This is a genomic window from Hymenobacter sp. 5317J-9, assembly GCF_022921075.1.
Lineage (GTDB): Bacteria > Bacteroidota > Bacteroidia > Cytophagales > Hymenobacteraceae > Hymenobacter.
In genome coordinates this window covers 4488525-4506621 of the sequence record NZ_CP095050.1, presented here as the reverse complement: position 1 = coordinate 4506621, position 18097 = coordinate 4488525, and the positions used below count along the sequence as shown (strand labels likewise).

The following is an 18097-nucleotide window of genomic DNA, read 5'->3' as shown; positions in this document are numbered from 1 at the left end:
TATGCGACCCAAATCCTTGTTTCTCGCTCTCGGCCTGTTCCTGCTGCTGCTGAGCAGCCACGCGGCCAGCGCTCAGGTTTCCGTCACCATTGGCGGTGGATATTATCCACCGCCCCGGGCCTACTACGGTCCTCGCTACTACCCGCCCCGCCCGCCTGTGGTGTATGCCGTGCCGCCGCCCCCGTGTATTACGCGCCGCGCCCAGTGTACGTGGCCCCGCGACCGATATACGTAGCCCCGCGGCCCTATTATTACCGTGGCCGCGGCTTCGGCCGCCGCTGGTAAGCTCGTTTCATGTGCTAGAAGCCCCGCCCAGTCCGGCGGGGCTTTTTGTTGCTGGCCGGGCTTGGGCGCGTGATGCGTATGTTTAGCGCTTCATGGTGCCAAAGAAGTTATTTCCGAGTTGAAAACGACGCCTCCGCCGGCTGGCCGGGTGCTGCCGCTGGTGGTGGCCGCGCAGTTTGCCTGTACCTCGCTCTGGTTTGCCGGCAATGCCGTGCTGCCGGGCCTGCTGCACGACTCTCACCTCGCCGGCACGGCGCTGAGCACGGTGGTGTCGGCCGTGCAGTTTGGGTTCATCGTCGGTACGCTGGGCTTTGCGCTGCTGGCCCTGGCCGACCGGATGTCGCCCGCGCGGCTGTTCTTGCTGTGCGCCATCGCCGGCAGCTTGTTCAACGCCGGCCTTCTGCTGCCCGGTCAGACCGCGGCGTCGTTGCTGACGCTTCGCTTTGCGGTGGGGTTTTTCCTAGCAGGAATCTACCCGGTGGGCATGAAAATCGCCGCTGATTATTTCGAAGGCGGCTTGGGCAAGGCCCTCGGCTACCTGGTGGGCGCGCTGGTGCTGGGCACGGCATTCCCGCACCTGGTGCGGTTGCTGGCGGCGCAGAGCGCTTGGCGCGGCGTGGTGCTGGCCACTTCTGGGTTGGCACTGGCGGGCGGCCTGCTGCTGTGGTGGCGCGTGCCCGACGGGCCTTTTCGCCGCGCCGGCAGCCGGCCGGAGCCCGGGGCCGTTTGGCGGGCCTTTCGCGTCCGGCCATTTCGGGCGGCGGCGTTGGGCTACTTCGGCCACATGTGGGAGCTGTACACGTTCTGGGCGTTTGTGCCGCTGTGGCTGTGGTCGTATCAGGTGCGTCACCACGAGGTAGGGGAGTTGGGGCCGGGGTGGTCCTTCGCTGTCATTGCGCTGGGGGCGCCGGGCTGCGTGGCGGGCGGCTATCTGGCCCGGCGCTGGGGCAGCCGGCGCACGGCGCGGGCGGCCTTGGCCATTTCGGGGGCCTGCTGCCTGCTGAGTCCGCTGCAGTTGCAGTTGCCGCTGCCGGCTTTTGGTGTGGTGATGGGAGTTTGGGGCATGGCCGTCGCGGCCGATTCGCCGCAGTTTTCGGCCCTGGTGGCCCAGAACGCTCCGGCAGCAGCCAAGGGCACGGCCCTTACCTGGGTCACCTGCCTGGGCTTCGCCCTGACGATTGTAAGCTTGCAATGCTTTGCCATCGTGCTCCATAAAGTTGAGGCGGACTTCTGGTTTTGGTTGCTGGCGCCAGGGCCGCTGCTGGGCTTGTGGGCCACGCGCCGGCCGGCCGCGCCGGAAGTGCGCTGATGCGCTGCGTTTTGCTTAATCTTGCTTTCCCGAGCCAGCCGGTTGGCCGGGGCAAGCTGTTTTTCATGAACCGTACCACCTTGTTTTTGGGCACAGCCCTGGCGCTGCTGGCCGCCGGCTGCAACCAGACGGCCCCCGTCACGTCGGCTCCCGTGGCCGCTGCGCCCGAAACGGCCGCCACGTCCGCCGCCACTGCCCGGGCCGACTCGGCCACCGATGCTGCCGCCGCGCCGCCCGCCGATGCCGTGGCCGCCCCGCCCGCTACCGCACCCAAGCTGGCCGAAGCCGAAACCATGAAAGCCTCCTTCCGCTTCAAGCCCAGTCCCGACCCCGACGACCCCGCCCACCCGCGCACCAGCGCCCATCTTGTGCTGCAGGGCCGGCAGCCCATCGACATCGACCTGGGCAAATTCGTGGGCAAGCCCGACGTAGTGGATGCCGCCAAGGCCAAAGCTGCCAATTTTCCCAGCGGCATGCTCATGGGCTTCCGCAGCTACTCGGCCGCCACCGGCATCAGCCAAGACCTGGCCGTGCTGACCGTGGACGGCCACCGCTTGCGCGTGGTGCAGCGCAAGGTGGACGAAACCGCCGCTGCGCCCGGCGACTTCGAAACCTCCCGTGAAGTGCCGCTGCCCGCCAACACCATGGTGGTGGCTCCTGCGCCGAAGTGAATAATAAGTAGTACGTTAGGGCATGAATACTTCCTCCCTGCTCGGCCCGATGAAGGGCGCCACGCGCCGCGAAGTCGGCGGCGTGCAAGTTGACGTGGTGCCCACCGGCAATGCCCGCGTGAAGCGCATTGTGTACCCGGTGGGTTTCCGTTGGTCGAATAACCTGAAGGACGTGGTGGGCACGCCGCTGTGCATGCACGCGCACGTGGGCTTTCTGGCCAGTGGCCAGATTAGCATTCAGTACGCCGACGGGGCCGTAGAAGAGTTTGTGGCGCCGCAGGCCGTGGCCATCGCGCCCGGCCACGACGGCTGGGTGGTGGGCGACGAGCCGGCCATTCTGATAGAGTTTGATTTCGAGGGCGAAACGGTAGAGCGCATGGGCCTGCGCCGGGGCTAACGTACCCGCAAGCGTAGCGAGGGGCGTCATATCTGTTGCTGGTTCAGTTGTAATGAATTCATGAGCTTGCCGATTCAATAGGCCGCGCGGCACGAAGCAGCGCGGCCTTTTTTTGCCCTATTGGCTGCCCCAAAGGCGGCCGCAACTCATGAAAAACCTTTTGTTGCCGATTCTTGTGGCCTTTGCAACCACTGCGGCCCTGGCCCAAACCACTCCCGCTACCGACCCTGCGCTGGCCGTGCCACCCGCCGTGGCCCCAGCCGAGTCTGCGCCCGGCCCGCTGACTACCTACGGCTTCGTGGATGCCTATTATGGCTACGACATCAAGTACGCCAACGGCAACAACCGGCAGTTCTTCCTGTACTCACACAACCGCCAGAACGAATTTGCCATCAACCAGGCGCTGCTCGGAGTGCGGTACGACGACGGCAAGGTGCGCGGCGCGCTGGGCCTGCACGCCGGCACCTACGTGAGCGCCAACTACGCCAACGAAGACGTGGTCCTGCGGCACGTGTACGAGGCCTATGCCGGCTTTCGGCCTTTCGCCAACGCGTGGCTGGATGCGGGCATTTTCGGCTCGCACATTGGGTTCGAGTCGGCCATTTCGAAGGACAACTGGACCCTAACGCGCTCCATTATGGCCGAAAACTCGCCCTATTTTGAATCCGGCGTGCGCTTTACCTACGAAGTCGGCCCGAAGCTGACCCTGACCGGCGTGGTGCTCAACGGCTGGCAGAACATCCGCGAAACCAACCAGGCCAAGGCCCTCGGTACCCAGATTCAGTGGAAACCGTCGGATAAGGTGCTGGTCAACAGCAGCACGTTTTATGGCAACGAGCAGCCCGAGGGGGCGCCCGTGGCCCGCCGTTACTTTCACAACTTTTTTGTGACCTACGCCCCAGCCGAGCAACTCAATCTGGCGCTGGTGTTTGATGTAGGCAAGCAGCAGAGCGCCGCTGCCGGCTACGACACCTGGCATTCCGCCGCGGCCTTCGTGAAGTACCGGCTGGCCGAAAAGCTTTCGGGCACCCTGCGCGGCGAGTACTACTATGCCGAGCGCGGCGTGCTCATCCAAAGCATAAAGCCAGAGGCCACCGATGCTGATTTCCGCGTGGCCGGGGGCTCGCTCAATCTGGATTACGCGCCCGCCAGCAACGTAGTGTGTCGGGTCGAAGGCCGGTATTTGAACGGCATTAACGGCCTGTTTGCGCGTCCCGACAACCTTGACAACCAAAGCTACGGCAACCTGACCACCAGCATTGCCATCTCTTTTTAGTGGATTGGATGAGGCAGAAAAGCAATGCAGTGCGACTCTACCTTTAAATCAGCTTTAGTCTCGCAAAACTGCGCCGAACTCCCAACACCTGCGCCGTATAAAAAACATAAGCAACGAAAAAAAGCAGCACACCGAGGGTTGACGGGGCGTTTGTCATTCGGGTGCTACTCCCGCTCCAGCACTTGCCGAATCCCACCCAATCCGCTGGAAATATTCTCCAGCTGCGTGAGCACGCTTTGCAGCTGCCCGCCGCTGCTGGTGCGCAGGTTGCGCACGAACGTAGCCTTGATTTCTTGCCATCGAGTGGTTTCGGCATCTTGCAGCCAGCCCAGCAACTCGCGGAGCTTGAGCAGGTTGGCCTCGGTGCCGCTGGTGAGGGTTTGGGCCTCGTTGTCGTAGTGGGTGGCCAGAAGGGCGCGCACTTCCTCGTCGTTCATCACGGGGCGCACTTTTTCGGCCAGCTTGGCCATGTTGCGGTAGGAGCCCTGCAGCTTGAAGGGCGGCTCGGTGCGGTACTCATTGGCCTGAGCGGCCGAACGGATGTACTCTTCGTTCACGCGGGCCACCACGTCGCGGATGCGGAGCAGCTTTTGCAGCACGGCCACGTACTCGTTGATTTCCTCGGGCGAGTGGTTGGCTTCGAAGGTGAGGCCGGCGCTGTCGCCGGTTTCGGCCAGTTTGATGAGTGGATACACGTCGGCCTGGCTTTTGGCGGCGAGGCGGCTGAGGACGGGGTTGGCTACCAGCGCGTTTTCGAGGTAGCTGAGCAGGAAGGTGGCCGCCGTGTCGCCGATGATGTCGCCGAGGTTGTAGATGTCGGCGCGGTTGGCCAGCATGTCGGGGATGCGGAACTGCTCGCCCGATTCGGTGTAGGGGTTGCCGGCCATCACCACGGCCACCTTGCGCCCGCGGAAGTCGTAGGTGCGGGCGCGGCCCTGGTACACGCCCTCAATCTTGCGTTGGGCGTCGCAGAGCGAGATGAATTTCTGCAAAAACTCCGGGTTGCAGTGCTGAATGTCGTCGAGATAAATCATGACGTTGTCGCCCATCTCGAAGGCTAAGTTCAGCTTCAGCAGCTCCTCGCGGGCGCCGGAGTTGGGCGCTTGGGCGGGGTCCACGCTCGTCACGGCGTGGCCGATGGCGGGGCCGTTGATTTTCATGAAAATCAGCCCCAGGCGGTTGGCCACGTACTCCATGAGCGTGGTTTTGCCGTAGCCGGGCGGCGACACGAGCAGCAGCAGGCCCATGAGGTCGGTGCGCTTGTCGGCCCCGGCGGTACCGATTTGCTTGGCCAGGTTGGCGCCGATGAGCGGCAGGTACACTTCGTCAATCAGCTTGTTTCGCACAAACGACGAGAGCACCCGCGGCCGAAATTCTGCCAGCCGCAGCTCCTCGGCAAAGCGCGCCGTCAGCTCTTTTTTCAGCGTCGCGAAGTTCTCAAACAGCGGCACCACCGTGCGGGTGTAATGGTGCAGCCGCCGCCGGAATTCCGGGAAATTCAACTGATAATTCCGCTCAAGAATGCGGGCGTGCGAGCCTTGCAAATCGGCTAGCGTCTCGCGCAACGGCGTGCGGATGATGCGGGCCGGGTCGAAGGAATTAGTAAGCAACAGCACCGCGCACTCATCCCGGAATTCGGGCAGGTGGCTGGCGGGCAACTGCTGCAAAAACGACTGCAGCCACTGCCGCACCAGCTGGAACTGCGCCGCCGGCTGGTCGGCCAGCAGCGCCACCGATGCCTCAAACGGCTCGGTTGCATTCCGTTCCTTCAGCGACTGCTGGAACAGCTGATACAGTTCGGCCGCTTCCGCTGCAATCACGAAGGTTTCCCCGCGGGTTAATTCGCTGAACAAATAGTCGCCCGTTTCTGCCAGTTGCGCCGCTGAAAACAAGCCCGTGCCCGTCGCAAATTCCTCAATGGCCAGCTGCAATTCGGCTTTCAAATTGTCGAACTCCCGCGAGTCTGGAAATACCTGCAGCAGCACGCCGATGCCTTGCAGCTGGTGCTGCCAGGCGGCCTTCTTCTTGCGCCCCGTGAAGCCGTGCCAGTATAGTGCCGCCGCGGCCCGGGCTTCGGTGGAGTAACGCAGCAAATCGGCGGTGCGGGTGAGGCGCACCAAGGCTTCGAGCAGCGCCGCCGCGTCGTGGTCGTGCACGCCTTTGAGGTAACCCTCGGCGTAGCGCGGGGCCATGAATTGCTGCACGTGCGTAGTAAGTTCGGCCACGGTGAGGTACGACAGCTCAGCCAGCGAGAGCACGGCGGGCCGGCCGTCCTGGGCAGGCGCGGGGTGCTGAGCGGCTTGCAGAACCAGCCAGGCCAGGTACTCGGCGCGGTACACGTCGGCGTTTTCCGACACCACCGTTTGGTCCCACACGGCGCGGGCGGCGAGCACGGCGGGGTCGGTGATTTTCTGGAAGAAGTTGGTGCCGGTGAGGTGGTAGTGCAGGTCGCCGTCGCGCAGCACCACCGTCAGCTCCAGCGGCTGGGTGTTCACGGTGAAGGCGTAGGGGCCGAATTTGAGAGCCTGCCCGCCGTCGGTAAACAGCTCGGCGCGGTCCTTGAGCTGGCGCACCGCGTCCTCCTTCACGGTTTTGAGTCGGCTCTGAATGTCGTCGGCCTTCACCGGGTCGCCGAGGTTGAGCAGGTCCTGCACGGTCTGGCGCACCTTTTCCACCATCATGTCCGAGGCGAAATAGCCGTTGATGTCGGCTACGGTTTCGAAGCGCCCGAGCCGGTTTTGCACCGCTTTCAGGATACGCTCCGCCGATTGTAGCAGGGCCGAAGCGCGCTGGTTGCGGGCTTCCACCAGGCTCACCTTGCGCGACTCAAACGCCTCCGATACTTCTTCACGCTTGCCCGCCAGCTGGCTCAGGAATTGGTCGAACTCGGGAAATTTGCCTTCCAGTTCTTCGAGCTGCACCATGAGCTTGGTGCTGTATTCGTCGCACTTGGCGGGCGCGTCGCACAGGTCCAGGTAGTTCACCAGGGCCTGGTCGAGTAGCTTGATTTGGGCCGTGAATTCCGCTTGCGCCTCGGTGCCGGCTAGCGCCTGCCGCCGCCGTTTCAGGGCCGCCCGAATCTGATTGAAGCTGGCGTAAATGGTGGAAATGTTGTCAATGATGCGCGTGGTCTGCGTGGGGTCTTCCATCGGCAGGTTGCTTACCACTTCAATCAGCAATTCCAGCTCACTGGATACCGCGTTGGCCTGCTTTTCCTGCTCGTTGGCCTCGGCCACTTTCTGCACCTTTTCGATGGCCTCGGCAATGGCCTGCACGCGCACGGTGTAAGGCTTCAGCGCGTCGTCTTTCAGCAGGAAGTCTACGGTTTGGCTGGCCACGTCTTTGCTGGTTTGCTCCAGCTCGGCGGCGGCTTTTTCCACGGTGGGCAGCTCCACGTAGCGCAGCTCCTTGAGGGAAATTACTTCGCCGCGCACCGTGCGCAATTCGGCCAGCAGCTGCACGTACTCATTCACGTCCGTGGCCGTGGTGCGCTTAATGCGGCCGGTTAGCTCGTCGGCTTTGGCCAGCACGCGCTGGGTTTCGGCCCCTGTGCTCTTGCGGATGCTCAGCACCTTGTCGAACTCCTCCACCGCCGCGTTGGCCGCCTGCTGAATGTCGCGCAGCGGCTCGGCCAGCGCCTGGGCGGCCGGCTCGCGCAGCCAGTGGTAGGTGTCTGTCAGCGTGCCGGTGAGGCGAATCAAATCCAGGTAGAGGCCGGCGTAGCTGTCGTCTTTGCCCAGCAGCGTCAGCACCTCCTGGGCCTCGGCCATGGCCCGCACAATTTCCTTGTTGCCCAGCTTGTAAAGGTAAGAATCGGAAGTGACGGGCAGCTCAAAATCGGGCGCTACGTAGGGCGTCTGCCAGATTTGCACCGCGTGGTGCTTCTTGGGCTCATCGTCTTTGCGGAAGTAACACAGCTCACCATTTTCAAACAGCGCGTAGCCGTGGCAGCTGATGGGGTTATCGACCCGCTGCGCGATGATGTTGTACGAAAGCAGCAGGTACGCGCCGTCGTCCTTATTGTAAAAAACATACAGAAAATCTTCTCCATTGGGCGATATAATTCGCTTCTCGAAAAGCATGTCGCGCAGTCCCTTTTCAAACAGTTTCCCCTCGCCGGTTTGCAAGTAAAAGCCGTGCGGAAAAATCAGGCCCTGGTTGTCCGGCAGCAGCACGCAGGCTTCCGCCAGTGCATCCAGTCGCTGGGCAGTTTGCAGCTTGGAATTATAAATGAAATATCGGTAATCCTGCTCCTGATACGGCCGGATTTTCAGCAGAATAATATTGCCAACTACCGCGTAATAAATCTCCGAATCATCCAGTGTCTGGTCTTTGTCGAGCACCGGTTCGGCGTAAATACCGCGCCCGGTGGCCGTGTTGTTTTCTACCTTGATGGTGAGGTCGCCGTGGATGGTTTCCACAAAAACCTTGTCCTCGACGCTGATGTGTGGGTGTTTGCCTGAGCGCTGCATGTCGCGCGTGGTGCGTTTCCAGGCAAATTCGTGCTGCGGCGGAAACACGTATTCGTGGTCGCTGCGGTTGTCAATGTACGTGAGCGTGTCGCCCTGCAGCAGCCACTTAAACGTCTTGATGTCGTTTGCGCTTTTGCCCACCCGAAACACCATAAACAAATGGCTGCCGAGCACCGCAAATTTGACGAACTGCGTGTTCTTATAGTAGCGGTATAAATTCCGAAATTCCTCCGCGAATTGCGCATTAGAAATCAGGTCCAGCGGCAGCGGGTGAAACTCATGATTGGCGTAGGAATAGGCCCCGAAAACATCGGATAATTCCACCTCCGTTTTCAGCCCGATAACGACGTTAAATCCGAAGAGGAAACGGCGGCCCACCGGCACCATGTCCCACGGCACGCAATTATTCTCCGTGCTGATGCGGCCCGTCCCAATCAGTTTGGTGTCGATGGCGCCGAAAACGGTTTTGCGCTCGGTGTTCAGCTTGTCAAGGCGCGCCTTCAAGTCGGCGCCGCTTTTTTGCAGGCGGTTGCGCAGGATTTCGTAGGTGCCGCCTTCTAGCTTGACGTCCGGCGCGGGCGCGGTAGTTGGTTCCATAGCAGGATGCCAGGGGATGTTTCAGGAAGTGGTAATAGAAGAACGGCTTGGGCCTGAGCCAAAAAGAACGTCATGCTGAGCGAAGCTGAAGCATGACGTTCTTTTTGCGCGGATTGGGAGCTTAAACCAAATTCAGCGTCTTCACGGGCTTATCGCCTATGCCCAGCGCTTTGGCCGTGCTGCTGAGCTGCGTGATGGTGCTGCGCGTGGCGTCGTCGCCGGCCTTGTTCATCATTTGCAGCAGCAGGGCCGAGACGCTCAGGTTCTTCACGTCGTCGGAGCTCAGGCCAAACTGGTCCACGAAGCGGCGCAGGTTGGTTTTGAAGTCCCCACCGCCATCGTGGCCGAAGAAGGCGTCTTTCACCGTGCCCAGCACTTCGGAGTTGTGCACGGCGCGGTCCACCATTTTGCCCTTGGTGATGGAGCCGATAATCTGGTCGAAGAACATGGTTTCGCCGCCCACAATGTCGATTTTGGCCGACTTCAGGGCTTCGGAAATCACGCCGGCCTGGGCGCCGGCAATGTCTTTCTGAATGTTGATTTGGGCCAGTTCCACGGCCTTGTCTTTGTCGAGGCGCAGCTTGAATTCTTCGTGGTCTTTGCCCACGCCGTCCAGCTTTTTCATGGCGTCGGCCTTGGCTTCGATGCCCTTGGCCTCCACCGCAAAGCGCTGCTCGTTCACCGTCACTTCGGCCAGGCCGCGCTTCTGGTCGGCGTCGGCCTTGGCTTCGATGACGCTGGCTTCGGCCAGGCCTTTTTCCAGGTTCACCTTGGCGGCCACCACGCCGAGCTTCTCGTCGGCTTCGGCCTGCGCCGTGGCGCGCACCTGAATGGACTGGGCTTCGGCCGTGGCGGTGAGCTGCAGCACGTTGGCTTCCGACTCGCCCTCTTTCTGGCGGGCGGTGGCTTTGGCCTGCATCACCTGGGCTTCGGCCAGGCCCACGGCGCTGGCTTTGCTGGCTTCGGCTTCGGCCATGATGCGCACGGCCTGCGAGCGGTGCTCGGCCGCGGCTTTCTCTGCCTCGGCGTCGATGAGGGCTTGCTTGGCGCGGAATTCGGCGGCTTGTTTTTCCATCTCGGCCGTGCCCACCAGGGCAATGGTCGACTGCTCGGTTTCTTGGCGGGCTTTGGTCACGGCCACCAGCTTTTCGCGGTCGGCCTGGGCCTGGGCACGGGTGTCCTTGATGCGTTCTTCCTCAATCACCGTGGCTTTTTCCACCGTAATGCGCTCCCGGATGATGCCTTGGATGTTCTTGCGCTCTTCTTCCAGGGCTTTTTCCTTTTCAATCTGGGCCAGGGCCACGATGCGCTCCCGCTCGTTGATTTCGAGGGAGCGGGCCTGCTCCACGCGCTCGGTTTCCACGGCGTCGGTGCGCTGCTTGTTGCGCTCGGCCACCAGGATTTGCCGGTCGCGGTTCTGCTCGGAAATTTTGATTTCCTCGTCGGCCATGATGCGGGCTTTCTCGCCCTTCATGCGCTCTTCCTGGCGCACCTTTTCGGTTTCGGCGGCTTCGCGGGCCTTGATGTTGGCAATTTCGCGGTACTGCTTTTCCTGGTTTTCGGCCAGCTGCTTTTCGAGCTGCAGAATGGTTTCCTGCGCCTCCACGTCCTGCTTCTTGATGGTTTTCTGCTGGTCGCGCTGAATCTGGTTGGCCTGAATCTTCTGCTCCGAGGTCAGGGCAATGATTTTCTTGATGCCTTCCGCGTCCAGAATGTTATCCTGGTTCAGGGCCTGCAGCGGCGTTTGCTCCAGGTAATCAATGGCGCAGTCATCGAGCACGTAGCCGTTCAAATCGGTGCCGATGATGCGCAGAATCTCCTGCTTGAACTGCTCGCGGGAGTTATACAGCTCGATGAAGTCGAAGTGCTTGCCCACCGTTTTCAGGGCTTCCGAAAACTTGGCGTCGAACAGGCTTTCCAGCGCCAGCGGGTCGGAAGCGCGGTGCGCGCCGATGCTCTGGGCCACGTTCACCACGTCTTCGTGCGTTTTATTGACGCGGATGAAGAAGTTCACCTTCACATCGGCCCGCAGGTTGTCTTTGCAGACCAGTCCTTCGGAGCCCGCGCGGGAGATGACAATGGTTTTCAGCTTAATATCCATTACCTCCAGCTTGTGGAGGATGGGCACCACGATGATGCCCGAGAAGGACACCTTGGCGTCGCCCATGCCGGTGCGCAGCAGGGCCTCGCCCTGCACGGCTTTCTTGTACATCTTGGCGATGACCGCCAAAAAGCCAAGGAGAAACAGGCCGACGATAATCAGAACGGCCCAGGAAAGGGAGGCTAGCATGGGAGTAGGAGTGTTGGAATAGGGTAGGTGATGGTTGAAATTGTTGTTGGGGCGAGGGCACGCTATTGCACGTGGTAAGGCTCGACCAGGTAGCAGCGCCGCGTGGCGTCGAAGTCGATGATGAGGCCGGTGTCGCCCTTCGTCAGCGGCGTGCTGGTGCTGCGCACGTTTAGCATGAGCGGGGCCCCATCAATGCGCACTGCGGCTTGCCCAAGCTGGGTGAGCGTGGCCGGGAGCAACACGGTGCACACTTTGCCGATGACGACTGCGCCGGAGTCGTGGTCTTTTTCCAAGGCCGTGAACAGCTTTACGAAAGGCAGCGTCAGGAACTTGGCCACAAACAGGCTGCCGACGAACAAGGGCAGCAAAAAGGCCATTCCGAGCAGCCAGGAGGTGTTTTTGGTGTAGTAGTTGGCCAGAATGCTGCCCACCCACAACGGCAAAAACACGAAGCTCAGGAACACCATCAGCGGGATGCGACCCAGGTTGAAAAAGGCCAGGGCGCCATTGAGCCAGCTGCCATGGGCCGCTTCGTGGTGAAAATCGCCGGGGTGGTGGAAGTGGCCGTGGTCGTCCAGGTCGAGGTCCACGGTTTTCAGGTCGAGCAGGCCCACTATCACCGTGAGCCAGTACAGCAGCACGAAAACCAGCAGCCCCGTTGCGACCAGATTAGGCGGAGCGATGGCGGCTTGTAAAAGTTCGGTCATGGGCATATACAGGGCAGCTTAAAGGTAGGAGTATTCAGCTGATTCCAACGCCGGCCCGGCCCGTTTGGTCTAGTCGTGGTAGCCAAGCTTTGCTTTCAGGGCCTGGAGGTCGGCGCTGGCTTTGGTGGCCCCGGCCGTGCCCAGGGCTTTGTCAATTTCGGCGTCGAGGCTCTTGCCCGCCTGGGCAATTTCGCCGTAGGATTCGGCCAGGGCTTCCTGCACGGCTACCTTTTCCTTCATCCGCTCCAGCAGGGCCACGGTGCCCGAAGAGTCGAGCTGCGCCATCTGCTTGTTGATGGTGATGGTGGCGGTGCTCACCGTCACGCGGGCCTTGAGGGTTTTCAGCTCGTTTTCCCACTGGCTGATGGTGGACCTGAGCGTGGCCACGTTCTGGTCCAGCTGAGCGGCAGAGTGCTCAAACTGGGTTTGGTTGGTGGCGGCGCGGGCGGCCTGCGCCTCATTTTCGGCCTTTTTGAGGAGGGCCTCGCCGGCCAGGCGGTCGGCTTCGGCGGCCTCCAGTTCGCCCTTGTGGGCGCGCTGGAGCAAAAGCACCGCCTTGTTTTCATAGTCGGCCCCTTTGGCGCGGAAGCTTTCGCTTTCGTTGCGGGCCCGGATGGCCATGGCCTTCACTTCGGCCAGGCCGTGCAGGCTGTTGTCGAGGTCCTGGCGCAGGTCGCGCAGGCCTTGCTCGGTCATTTTGATGGGGTCTTCCAGTTGATTGACGGCGGCGTGGGCTTCCGACTGGCCGATTTTGAAGAGGCGGTTCAGGATGTTCATGGCAAGGAAGGCTTAGGCGGTGATGGGTTTGGAAAACTGAATCAACTCCTCCGAAAACTCGCTCAGCAGCAATCCCAGGGAGTTCACACAGGCTTCTAGTTCGGGCAAATCGAGGGTGTCAATCTGCAGGGTATCGCGGAAGATGAGCTTGCGGCCGGTTTCGTCGAGGGCGAAAGCGCCGTGGATGATGTCGCGGTTCTTCTGCAGCAGGCGCCGGTACACGTCCAGCGAGGGGGCCGGCAGGTCGAGCAGGTATTGCTCCAGTATCAGCAGCGGGTCGCCGCAGCCGATGACGAGGTTCCTGATGGCCAGCTCCGGTTTATCGACGACAAATACGTTCTCCTGTTCATCGGCGTGGCAGATGTCGAAGCCCAGTTCCAGCAGGTAGCCTTTGATGGTGGCGAAGTAGGGGTGAGTCATGCAGTGAAAGTGGAAAGGCGAAGCGCTGCTCAAAAAAGTAGCGACTGTAGCCAAGGCTTCGGTTTGGTTGTGGTAGATTTACGACGCAATAATAAGCAAAGTTTTACAGGTGCTCATGTTTTGAGCGAAATAATATTGTCGTAACATGTCCTTCGTTGGTAAGAATATTCGCAAGCTTCGAACCGTTAAAAAGCTAAGCCAAGCCGCTTTTGCTGAATTATTCGGGTTGGCGCGGCCCAGTGTGGGCGCTTACGAGGAAGGCCGGTCGGAGCCGAAAATGGAGACACTGATTCAGATTGCTCAGCATTTTGGCTTATCGGTAGACCTGCTACTTACAAAAGAGCTTACCGTGAATGAGCTCTACCACTTCGATATTTTCAAGGAGCAGCTGCAGCAGCCCGCGCCTGCGCCGGAGCCAATAGCGCAGGCCGACCGCGAGCAAAACGTGACCCCGCTGGTGTACCGCAACCGGACCCTCGAATACATCGTGCGGCACCACGACCCCGCTTTCATCGACGCGTTGCCCTGGGTGCAGATGCCCCACCAACTCACGGGCCCCACCCGGGCCTTCGAAGTATCCGGGGCCGATATGCTGCTGCATCGCCAGGGCCTCCGCCACCAAGACATTGTGCTGTGCAGCCGCATCGACAAAGCCAAGCCGCGGCTGAAATCCGGCAGCGTTTACGTATTCGTCACACAGAGCAAAATCCTCATTCGCCGCCTGGCTGAGCGCTTCGAGGAAACCCAGACGCTTAAGCTACGGGCCGACAACCCCGATTACGGCAGCCAAGAGCTGGAATTGAACCAGGCGCTGGAAATCTGGGAAGTGAAGGGTGTGTTCACCACGCATCTGCGCGCCCCGGCTTTGCTGGATGAGCGGGTGGCCGAGCTGGAGCGCAAAGTGGAAGAATTGGCCGCGCGGATTGGTGACAATAGCTGAATCAATCATTCGTCAAAACAGAAAGCCGGGGTGAAACAAGACGATGCTTCACCCCGGCTTTCTGTTTGGTGTGCTTTACCCAGTATGCGAAGTTTCTTGCCCCGAAGGACAAGTACCGGGACGGACCTAACTACCGCTGCTTGATAATCTCCTGCAGCGTCCAGGTATTGCCGTCAGGGTCGCGGAAGCCAGCGTATTTGATGCCGCCCATATTCTGGATTTCGCCCATGCTCACGCCGCGCCCGGCCAGCGTGGCGCGGGCTTCTTCAATGTTATCGACCACCAGGTGCAGGCCGCGCAGCGAGCCGGGCGCCATGGCAATACCTGCTAGGCCCTCGCTCAGCACAATGGAGCAGCCCGAGCCGGGCGGCGTGAGCTGCACCACGCGCACCGTGGCGTTGGGCCGCACGTCGTGGTCGAGCCGGAAACCGACCTGCTCGGCGTAGAAGTGCTTGGCGCGGTCGATGTCGGTGACGGGCACCGGAATGAGTTCGAGTTTTAGGTCCATGAGGTATCAGGCGTTGGCCCGTTCGTAGGTGAGGACGAGCACGCCGGTGCTGGTAGTGTGCGACGATTTCAGCTTGAAATCCGAGCCGATTTCGGCGGTGAACAGGCGCTTGCCGGTGCCCAGCACCAGCGGGAACACCATCAGGCGGTAGGTGTCGATAAGCTGGTGCTGGCGTAGGTATTCCACCAGCTGGCCGCTGCCATAGATGAGCAGGTTCTGGCCGGGCTCCTCTTTGAGTTTGGCTACGGCGGCGGCCACGTCGCCCTGAATGATTTCGGCGTTCCACTCAGCGGTTTGGAGTGTGCGCGAGGCCACGTGCTTGGGCAGGCGGTTCATGATGTCGGCGCCGGGGGCGTCGGGCATGTTGGGCCAGGCGCCCGCAAAGGCCTCGTAGGTCACGCGGCCCAGCAGCAGGGCATCGGCAGCCTGCATGAGCTCGCCCTGAAACTCGCCCAGCTCGTCGTTGAAATAAGGTTGAGTCCAAGCGGGGTTTTCCATCACCCCGTCCAAGGTCAGGTATTCGGCGGCAACAACTTTGCACATAATGAATTAGGCGTTGGGTTGCGACTCGCCGGCACAGTTCCAAAAATGGAACAGCCATTCCGTGCCGAACCGGTCGATGAGCGTCCCAAACTTACCGCCCCAGAACATGTACGCCAGCGGGTCGATGACGGTGCCGCCCTCACCCAACTTGGCAAAAAGCGCGTTAATTTCCTCGTCGCTGTCGCAATTCAGGCACATGGCGATGTTGTTGCCGGGCGCAAACGGGCGGCGGGTGTCCAGGGCGTCGCAGGCCATGAGCACGAGCGGGCCGGCCGTGAGGGTGCCGTGCATAATCTGGTCCTGGGCTTCGGCGGGCAGGTGCCCGGCCATGGCCGTATCGCCGACGCGCATCAGGTTAAGCTCGCCGCCCAGGCAGCTCTGATAGAAGGTGAGGGCTTCGCGGCACGTGCCGTTGGGAAATGCAAGATGAGGATTGAGAGAGGGCATGAAATTGAGGCGGTTGATGAATTGATGTGAAAAGATGAGCAGATGGAAAGCCCAGCAAGGGCTAAATGGCGTAGGCAATGCCGGCCGTCCCGGTTGGCTCAATGGCTGCTTCCTGCCGGGGCCGGCTGGCCAAGTACTGCTTCCACAGGAAATACATGCCAAGTAGCACGGCCAGCATCACTGCGGCGGGAACGGTAGCCGCCATGCCCATGCCCGCAAACAGCACCGAAGCGCCTGCGCCCATAAAGTCGATGGCAAAGCCGGCGTAGGCCCATTCCTTCAGTGCGCGGTACTTGTTTTGGAGCAAGGCCAGCGCACCCAGGATTTTGGCCGCGCCGGTGATGTCCATGATATACACGGGGTAGCCGAGCTGCTTCATGGCGGCCACGCCGTGTTGCTCGTGCAGCAAGCCGGCGACGCCGTCGGCCAGCATCATCAGGCAGAAAAGAACGGTGAGGCCCCAGTAGAGGCGGGCAGTGGTGCGGGGTTTCATAACGAGAGGTTTTGGGGAGAAGAGAGTTGTTTTAGTATTACTAACTGGTTTGGCAAAGGTATTAGCAAAATCGGGCTGACAATAGGGGTAATTGCGCCTAAATAGGGGGCCGATTGCGCCAGGCTTGTGCCTACATTTGGGCCATGAAGCACGTATCCATACTGGTGCCCGCCGGCGAGGCCGTGGTGGGCAGCATCGAAGGTCCGCACAAGGTGCTGTGCCAGGTAAACGACCTGCTGACCAGCATGGGCCAGCCGCCCGCTTTCGCGGTGGAGCTGGTGGGCCTCACCCGGCACAAGGCCTTCAACCGCGGCCTGTTCACGCTGCGCGCCGACCGCCTGCTCGACGAAGACTTCCGCACCGACCTCATCCTCATTCCCGCCCCGCACGGCGACCTGGCCGAGGCCGTGGCGCTCAACCAGGAGTTTCTGCCCTGGATAGTGCGCCAGCACCGCGCCGGGGCCGAAGTGGCCAGCTTGTGCCTGGGCGCGTTCATTCTGGCCGCTACGGGCCTGATGGACGGCAAAAAGTGCGCGACGCACTGGCTCGGCGCCCCGCAGTTTGCGGCCATGTACCCGCGGGTGCACCTCGTGCCCGAGCAGGTCATCACCGACGAACAGGGCCTGTACAGCAGCGGCGGGGCCTATTCCTACCTCAACCTGGTGCTCTACCTCATCGAAAAGCACGTGAGCCGCGACGTGGCCGTGTGCTGCGCCAAGGTGTTTCAGATTGACATCGGGCGCCAGAGTCAGTCGCCGTTCGTCATTTTCCAGGGCCAGAAGGGGCACGACGACGAGCCCATCAAAAAGGCCCAGGAGTTCATAGAAAAGAACCTGGCCGGCAAAATCACCATCGACGACCTGGCCGCGCTGTGCTGCCTGAGCCGCCGCAACTTTGAGCGGCGCTTCCGCAAGGCCACCGGCAACGCCGTGGCCGAATACGTGCAGCGCGTGAAGATTGAAGCCGCCAAAATGAGCCTCGAATCGTCGCAGGAGAACGTGAGCGAGGTGATGTACTCGGTGGGCTACACCGATGTTAAGGCCTTCCGCACGCTGTTCAAGCGCCTCACGGGCGTGTCGCCGCTGGCCTACCGCGACCGGTACAGTCGCAAGCGCCCGCTGGCCGCGGCGGCTTAGGGGGCCCGAAAACGGCTCGGCCCCCGGTGGCGCCGTGCGGGGCACGGGCGTCCATCGGGGGCCGAAACATGGAGCGGTGGGCCTTGTTGGCGGGCCCACCGCGCTGGCTGGGGCGGTTAGCGGGTTACCGAGGCAATGGCGGCCGGGGCTTGGGCAGGCATGAGCTCAGGCACCGAGATGGTGGTTTGCTCGCCTTTCTGCACCTGCACGTTGTAGCGGTACCGCTCGCGGCCCACGCGCAGCAGCACGGCGTATTTACCGGCCGGCACGCCGGCAAAGTTGAGCTTGCTGCCATAGGAGGCCTGGCGGTTTACTTCGCTCATCAGGAAGGTGTTGTGCGAGAGGCACAGCACGTCCATGCGCACTTTTTCCAGCTTGGGGTTTTCCACGGTGAAGGACAGGCACTGCGCGTCGGCTTGCTTGGCTTTCACGGCGGGGGCGTCCTGGGCCAGGGCCGTGCCGGCGGTGCCCAATACGGCCAGGCCGCCGAGGAGCAGAGCCCGCAGGAACGGAGCCGAGGCCAGGCGCTGAGCGCGGGTGGAAGTGGTGGCGCCAGCCAGTTGCTGGGCGGGACGGAGGGAGAGGAAACGTTTCATGGTACTTACAGAAAAAAGGTGAGGGTGAATTTTTTGCAGAAAAAAGGCGGGGCGGGGGAGGAGAAGAGTAGGTGTCGGCTACAGTACTGGGCGTCGAACAGTACAAATGTATAGTAGGTACTTTGTAAAGCAAGGTACTGTTGCCGTAATTGTATTGCTTTTGCTTTTTGGTTCCCGTTAATTGCTGATTTTCAGCGACAAAATTTTAGAAGAAATTTTTGTCAAACTTGGTG

At 61.3% G+C, this 18097-nt stretch carries 17 protein-coding genes; 7 read left to right on the top strand and 10 right to left on the bottom strand.

The features are described 5' to 3' along the window. Positions 1–16: 16 nt before the first annotated feature. The 5 genes from MUN81_RS18905 to MUN81_RS18885 all read left to right on the top strand — a co-directional run bounded on the left by MUN81_RS18905 (position 17) and on the right by MUN81_RS18885 (position 3938). The gene (locus MUN81_RS18905) at positions 17–235 is read left to right on the top strand and encodes a hypothetical protein (protein WP_245113327.1); all 219 of its coding nucleotides are present in this window, start codon (positions 17–19) and stop codon (positions 233–235) included. Positions 236–403: 168 nt separating this feature from the next. Continuing rightward, positions 404–1594 carry an MFS transporter gene (locus MUN81_RS18900; protein ID WP_245113326.1) on the top strand — a complete coding sequence of 397 codons (1191 nt, stop codon included), beginning with the start codon at positions 404–406 and terminating at the stop codon, positions 1592–1594. A gap of 65 nt (positions 1595–1659) precedes the next feature. Continuing rightward, positions 1660–2265 carry a hypothetical protein gene (locus tag MUN81_RS18895; protein ID WP_245113324.1) on the top strand — a complete coding sequence of 202 codons (606 nt, stop codon included), beginning with the start codon at positions 1660–1662 and terminating at the stop codon, positions 2263–2265. A 22-nt stretch (positions 2266–2287) separates the two neighbouring features. After that, positions 2288–2662 carry a hypothetical protein gene (locus tag MUN81_RS18890; RefSeq protein WP_245113322.1) on the top strand — a complete coding sequence of 125 codons (375 nt, stop codon included), beginning with the start codon at positions 2288–2290 and terminating at the stop codon, positions 2660–2662. A gap of 175 nt (positions 2663–2837) precedes the next feature. After that, a complete protein-coding gene (locus tag MUN81_RS18885; protein ID WP_245113321.1) occupies positions 2838–3938 on the top strand; it encodes a porin in 1101 nt (366 codons plus the stop codon). Positions 3939–4102: 164 nt separating this feature from the next. Here MUN81_RS18885 and MUN81_RS18880 read toward each other — a convergent pair whose 3' ends face one another. The 5 genes from MUN81_RS18880 to MUN81_RS18860 form a co-directional block, all read right to left on the bottom strand. Continuing rightward, entirely contained in the window at positions 4103–9007 is a 4905-nt protein-coding gene (locus tag MUN81_RS18880) for a DNA repair ATPase (RefSeq protein ID WP_245113319.1), read from the bottom strand. Between the two features lie 121 nt (positions 9008–9128). Further along, positions 9129–11297: a flotillin family protein gene (locus MUN81_RS18875; protein WP_245113317.1), complete on the bottom strand. Its 2169-nt coding sequence runs from the start codon at positions 11295–11297 to the stop codon at positions 9129–9131. Positions 11298–11359: 62 nt separating this feature from the next. Continuing rightward, positions 11360–12004: a hypothetical protein gene (locus MUN81_RS18870; protein WP_245113316.1), complete on the bottom strand. Its 645-nt coding sequence runs from the start codon at positions 12002–12004 to the stop codon at positions 11360–11362. A gap of 69 nt (positions 12005–12073) precedes the next feature. Beyond that, complete coding sequence (locus MUN81_RS18865; protein ID WP_245113314.1) at positions 12074–12781, bottom strand: PspA/IM30 family protein; 708 nt, start codon at positions 12779–12781, stop codon at positions 12074–12076. Positions 12782–12793: 12 nt separating this feature from the next. After that, complete coding sequence (locus tag MUN81_RS18860) at positions 12794–13201, bottom strand: YbjN domain-containing protein (protein WP_245113312.1); 408 nt, start codon at positions 13199–13201, stop codon at positions 12794–12796. Positions 13202–13550: 349 nt separating this feature from the next. Here MUN81_RS18860 and MUN81_RS18855 point away from each other — a divergent pair, with 349 nt between their 5' ends. Then, positions 13551–14141, top strand: coding sequence for a S24 family peptidase (locus tag MUN81_RS18855; protein ID WP_245113310.1), 591 nt, complete (start codon positions 13551–13553; stop codon positions 14139–14141). A gap of 130 nt (positions 14142–14271) precedes the next feature. Here the strand turns inward: MUN81_RS18855 and MUN81_RS18850 are convergent, their stop codons facing one another. The 4 genes from MUN81_RS18850 to MUN81_RS18835 all read right to left on the bottom strand — a co-directional run bounded on the left by MUN81_RS18850 (position 14272) and on the right by MUN81_RS18835 (position 16132). Continuing rightward, complete coding sequence (locus MUN81_RS18850; RefSeq protein ID WP_245113309.1) at positions 14272–14649, bottom strand: VOC family protein; 378 nt, start codon at positions 14647–14649, stop codon at positions 14272–14274. Between the two features lie 6 nt (positions 14650–14655). Continuing rightward, positions 14656–15192 (bottom strand): dihydrofolate reductase family protein, encoded by a 537-nt coding sequence (locus MUN81_RS18845; RefSeq protein ID WP_245113307.1) that lies wholly within the window; start codon positions 15190–15192, stop codon positions 14656–14658. 6 nt (positions 15193–15198) lie between these two features. Beyond that, positions 15199–15639, bottom strand: a complete 441-nt coding sequence (locus tag MUN81_RS18840; protein ID WP_245113305.1) for a VOC family protein — start codon at positions 15637–15639, stop codon at positions 15199–15201. Positions 15640–15700: 61 nt separating this feature from the next. Beyond that, positions 15701–16132, bottom strand: a complete 432-nt coding sequence (locus MUN81_RS18835) for a DoxX family protein (RefSeq protein ID WP_245113303.1) — start codon at positions 16130–16132, stop codon at positions 15701–15703. Between the two features lie 143 nt (positions 16133–16275). On the opposite strand from MUN81_RS18835, the gene MUN81_RS18830 reads away from it, so the two are divergent. Further along, positions 16276–17268, top strand: a complete 993-nt coding sequence (locus MUN81_RS18830) for a helix-turn-helix domain-containing protein (RefSeq protein WP_245113301.1) — start codon at positions 16276–16278, stop codon at positions 17266–17268. 116 nt (positions 17269–17384) lie between these two features. Here MUN81_RS18830 and MUN81_RS18825 read toward each other — a convergent pair whose 3' ends face one another. Then, on the bottom strand, positions 17385–17864 hold the full coding sequence (locus tag MUN81_RS18825; RefSeq protein WP_245113299.1) for a hypothetical protein: 480 nt from the start codon (positions 17862–17864) through the stop codon (positions 17385–17387). Positions 17865–18097: the final 233 nt, after the last annotated feature.

Coding starts and splice junctions, on each gene's coding strand:
- MUN81_RS18895 (WP_245113324.1), top strand. CDS start 1,660: ATGAACCGTACCACCTTGTTTTTGGGCACAGCCCTGGCGCTGCTGGCC.
- MUN81_RS18890 (WP_245113322.1), top strand. CDS start 2,288: ATGAATACTTCCTCCCTGCTCGGCCCGATGAAGGGCGCCACGCGCCGC.
- MUN81_RS18880 (WP_245113319.1), bottom strand. CDS start 9,007: ATGGAACCAACTACCGCGCCCGCGCCGGACGTCAAGCTAGAAGGCGGC.
- MUN81_RS18875 (WP_245113317.1), bottom strand. CDS start 11,297: ATGCTAGCCTCCCTTTCCTGGGCCGTTCTGATTATCGTCGGCCTGTTT.
- MUN81_RS18870 (WP_245113316.1), bottom strand. CDS start 12,004: ATGACCGAACTTTTACAAGCCGCCATCGCTCCGCCTAATCTGGTCGCA.
- MUN81_RS18865 (WP_245113314.1), bottom strand. CDS start 12,781: ATGAACATCCTGAACCGCCTCTTCAAAATCGGCCAGTCGGAAGCCCAC.
- MUN81_RS18860 (WP_245113312.1), bottom strand. CDS start 13,201: ATGACTCACCCCTACTTCGCCACCATCAAAGGCTACCTGCTGGAACTG.
- MUN81_RS18850 (WP_245113309.1), bottom strand. CDS start 14,649: ATGGACCTAAAACTCGAACTCATTCCGGTGCCCGTCACCGACATCGAC.
- MUN81_RS18845 (WP_245113307.1), bottom strand. CDS start 15,192: ATGTGCAAAGTTGTTGCCGCCGAATACCTGACCTTGGACGGGGTGATG.
- MUN81_RS18840 (WP_245113305.1), bottom strand. CDS start 15,639: ATGCCCTCTCTCAATCCTCATCTTGCATTTCCCAACGGCACGTGCCGC.
- MUN81_RS18835 (WP_245113303.1), bottom strand. CDS start 16,132: ATGAAACCCCGCACCACTGCCCGCCTCTACTGGGGCCTCACCGTTCTT.
- MUN81_RS18830 (WP_245113301.1), top strand. CDS start 16,276: ATGAAGCACGTATCCATACTGGTGCCCGCCGGCGAGGCCGTGGTGGGC.
- MUN81_RS18825 (WP_245113299.1), bottom strand. CDS start 17,864: ATGAAACGTTTCCTCTCCCTCCGTCCCGCCCAGCAACTGGCTGGCGCC.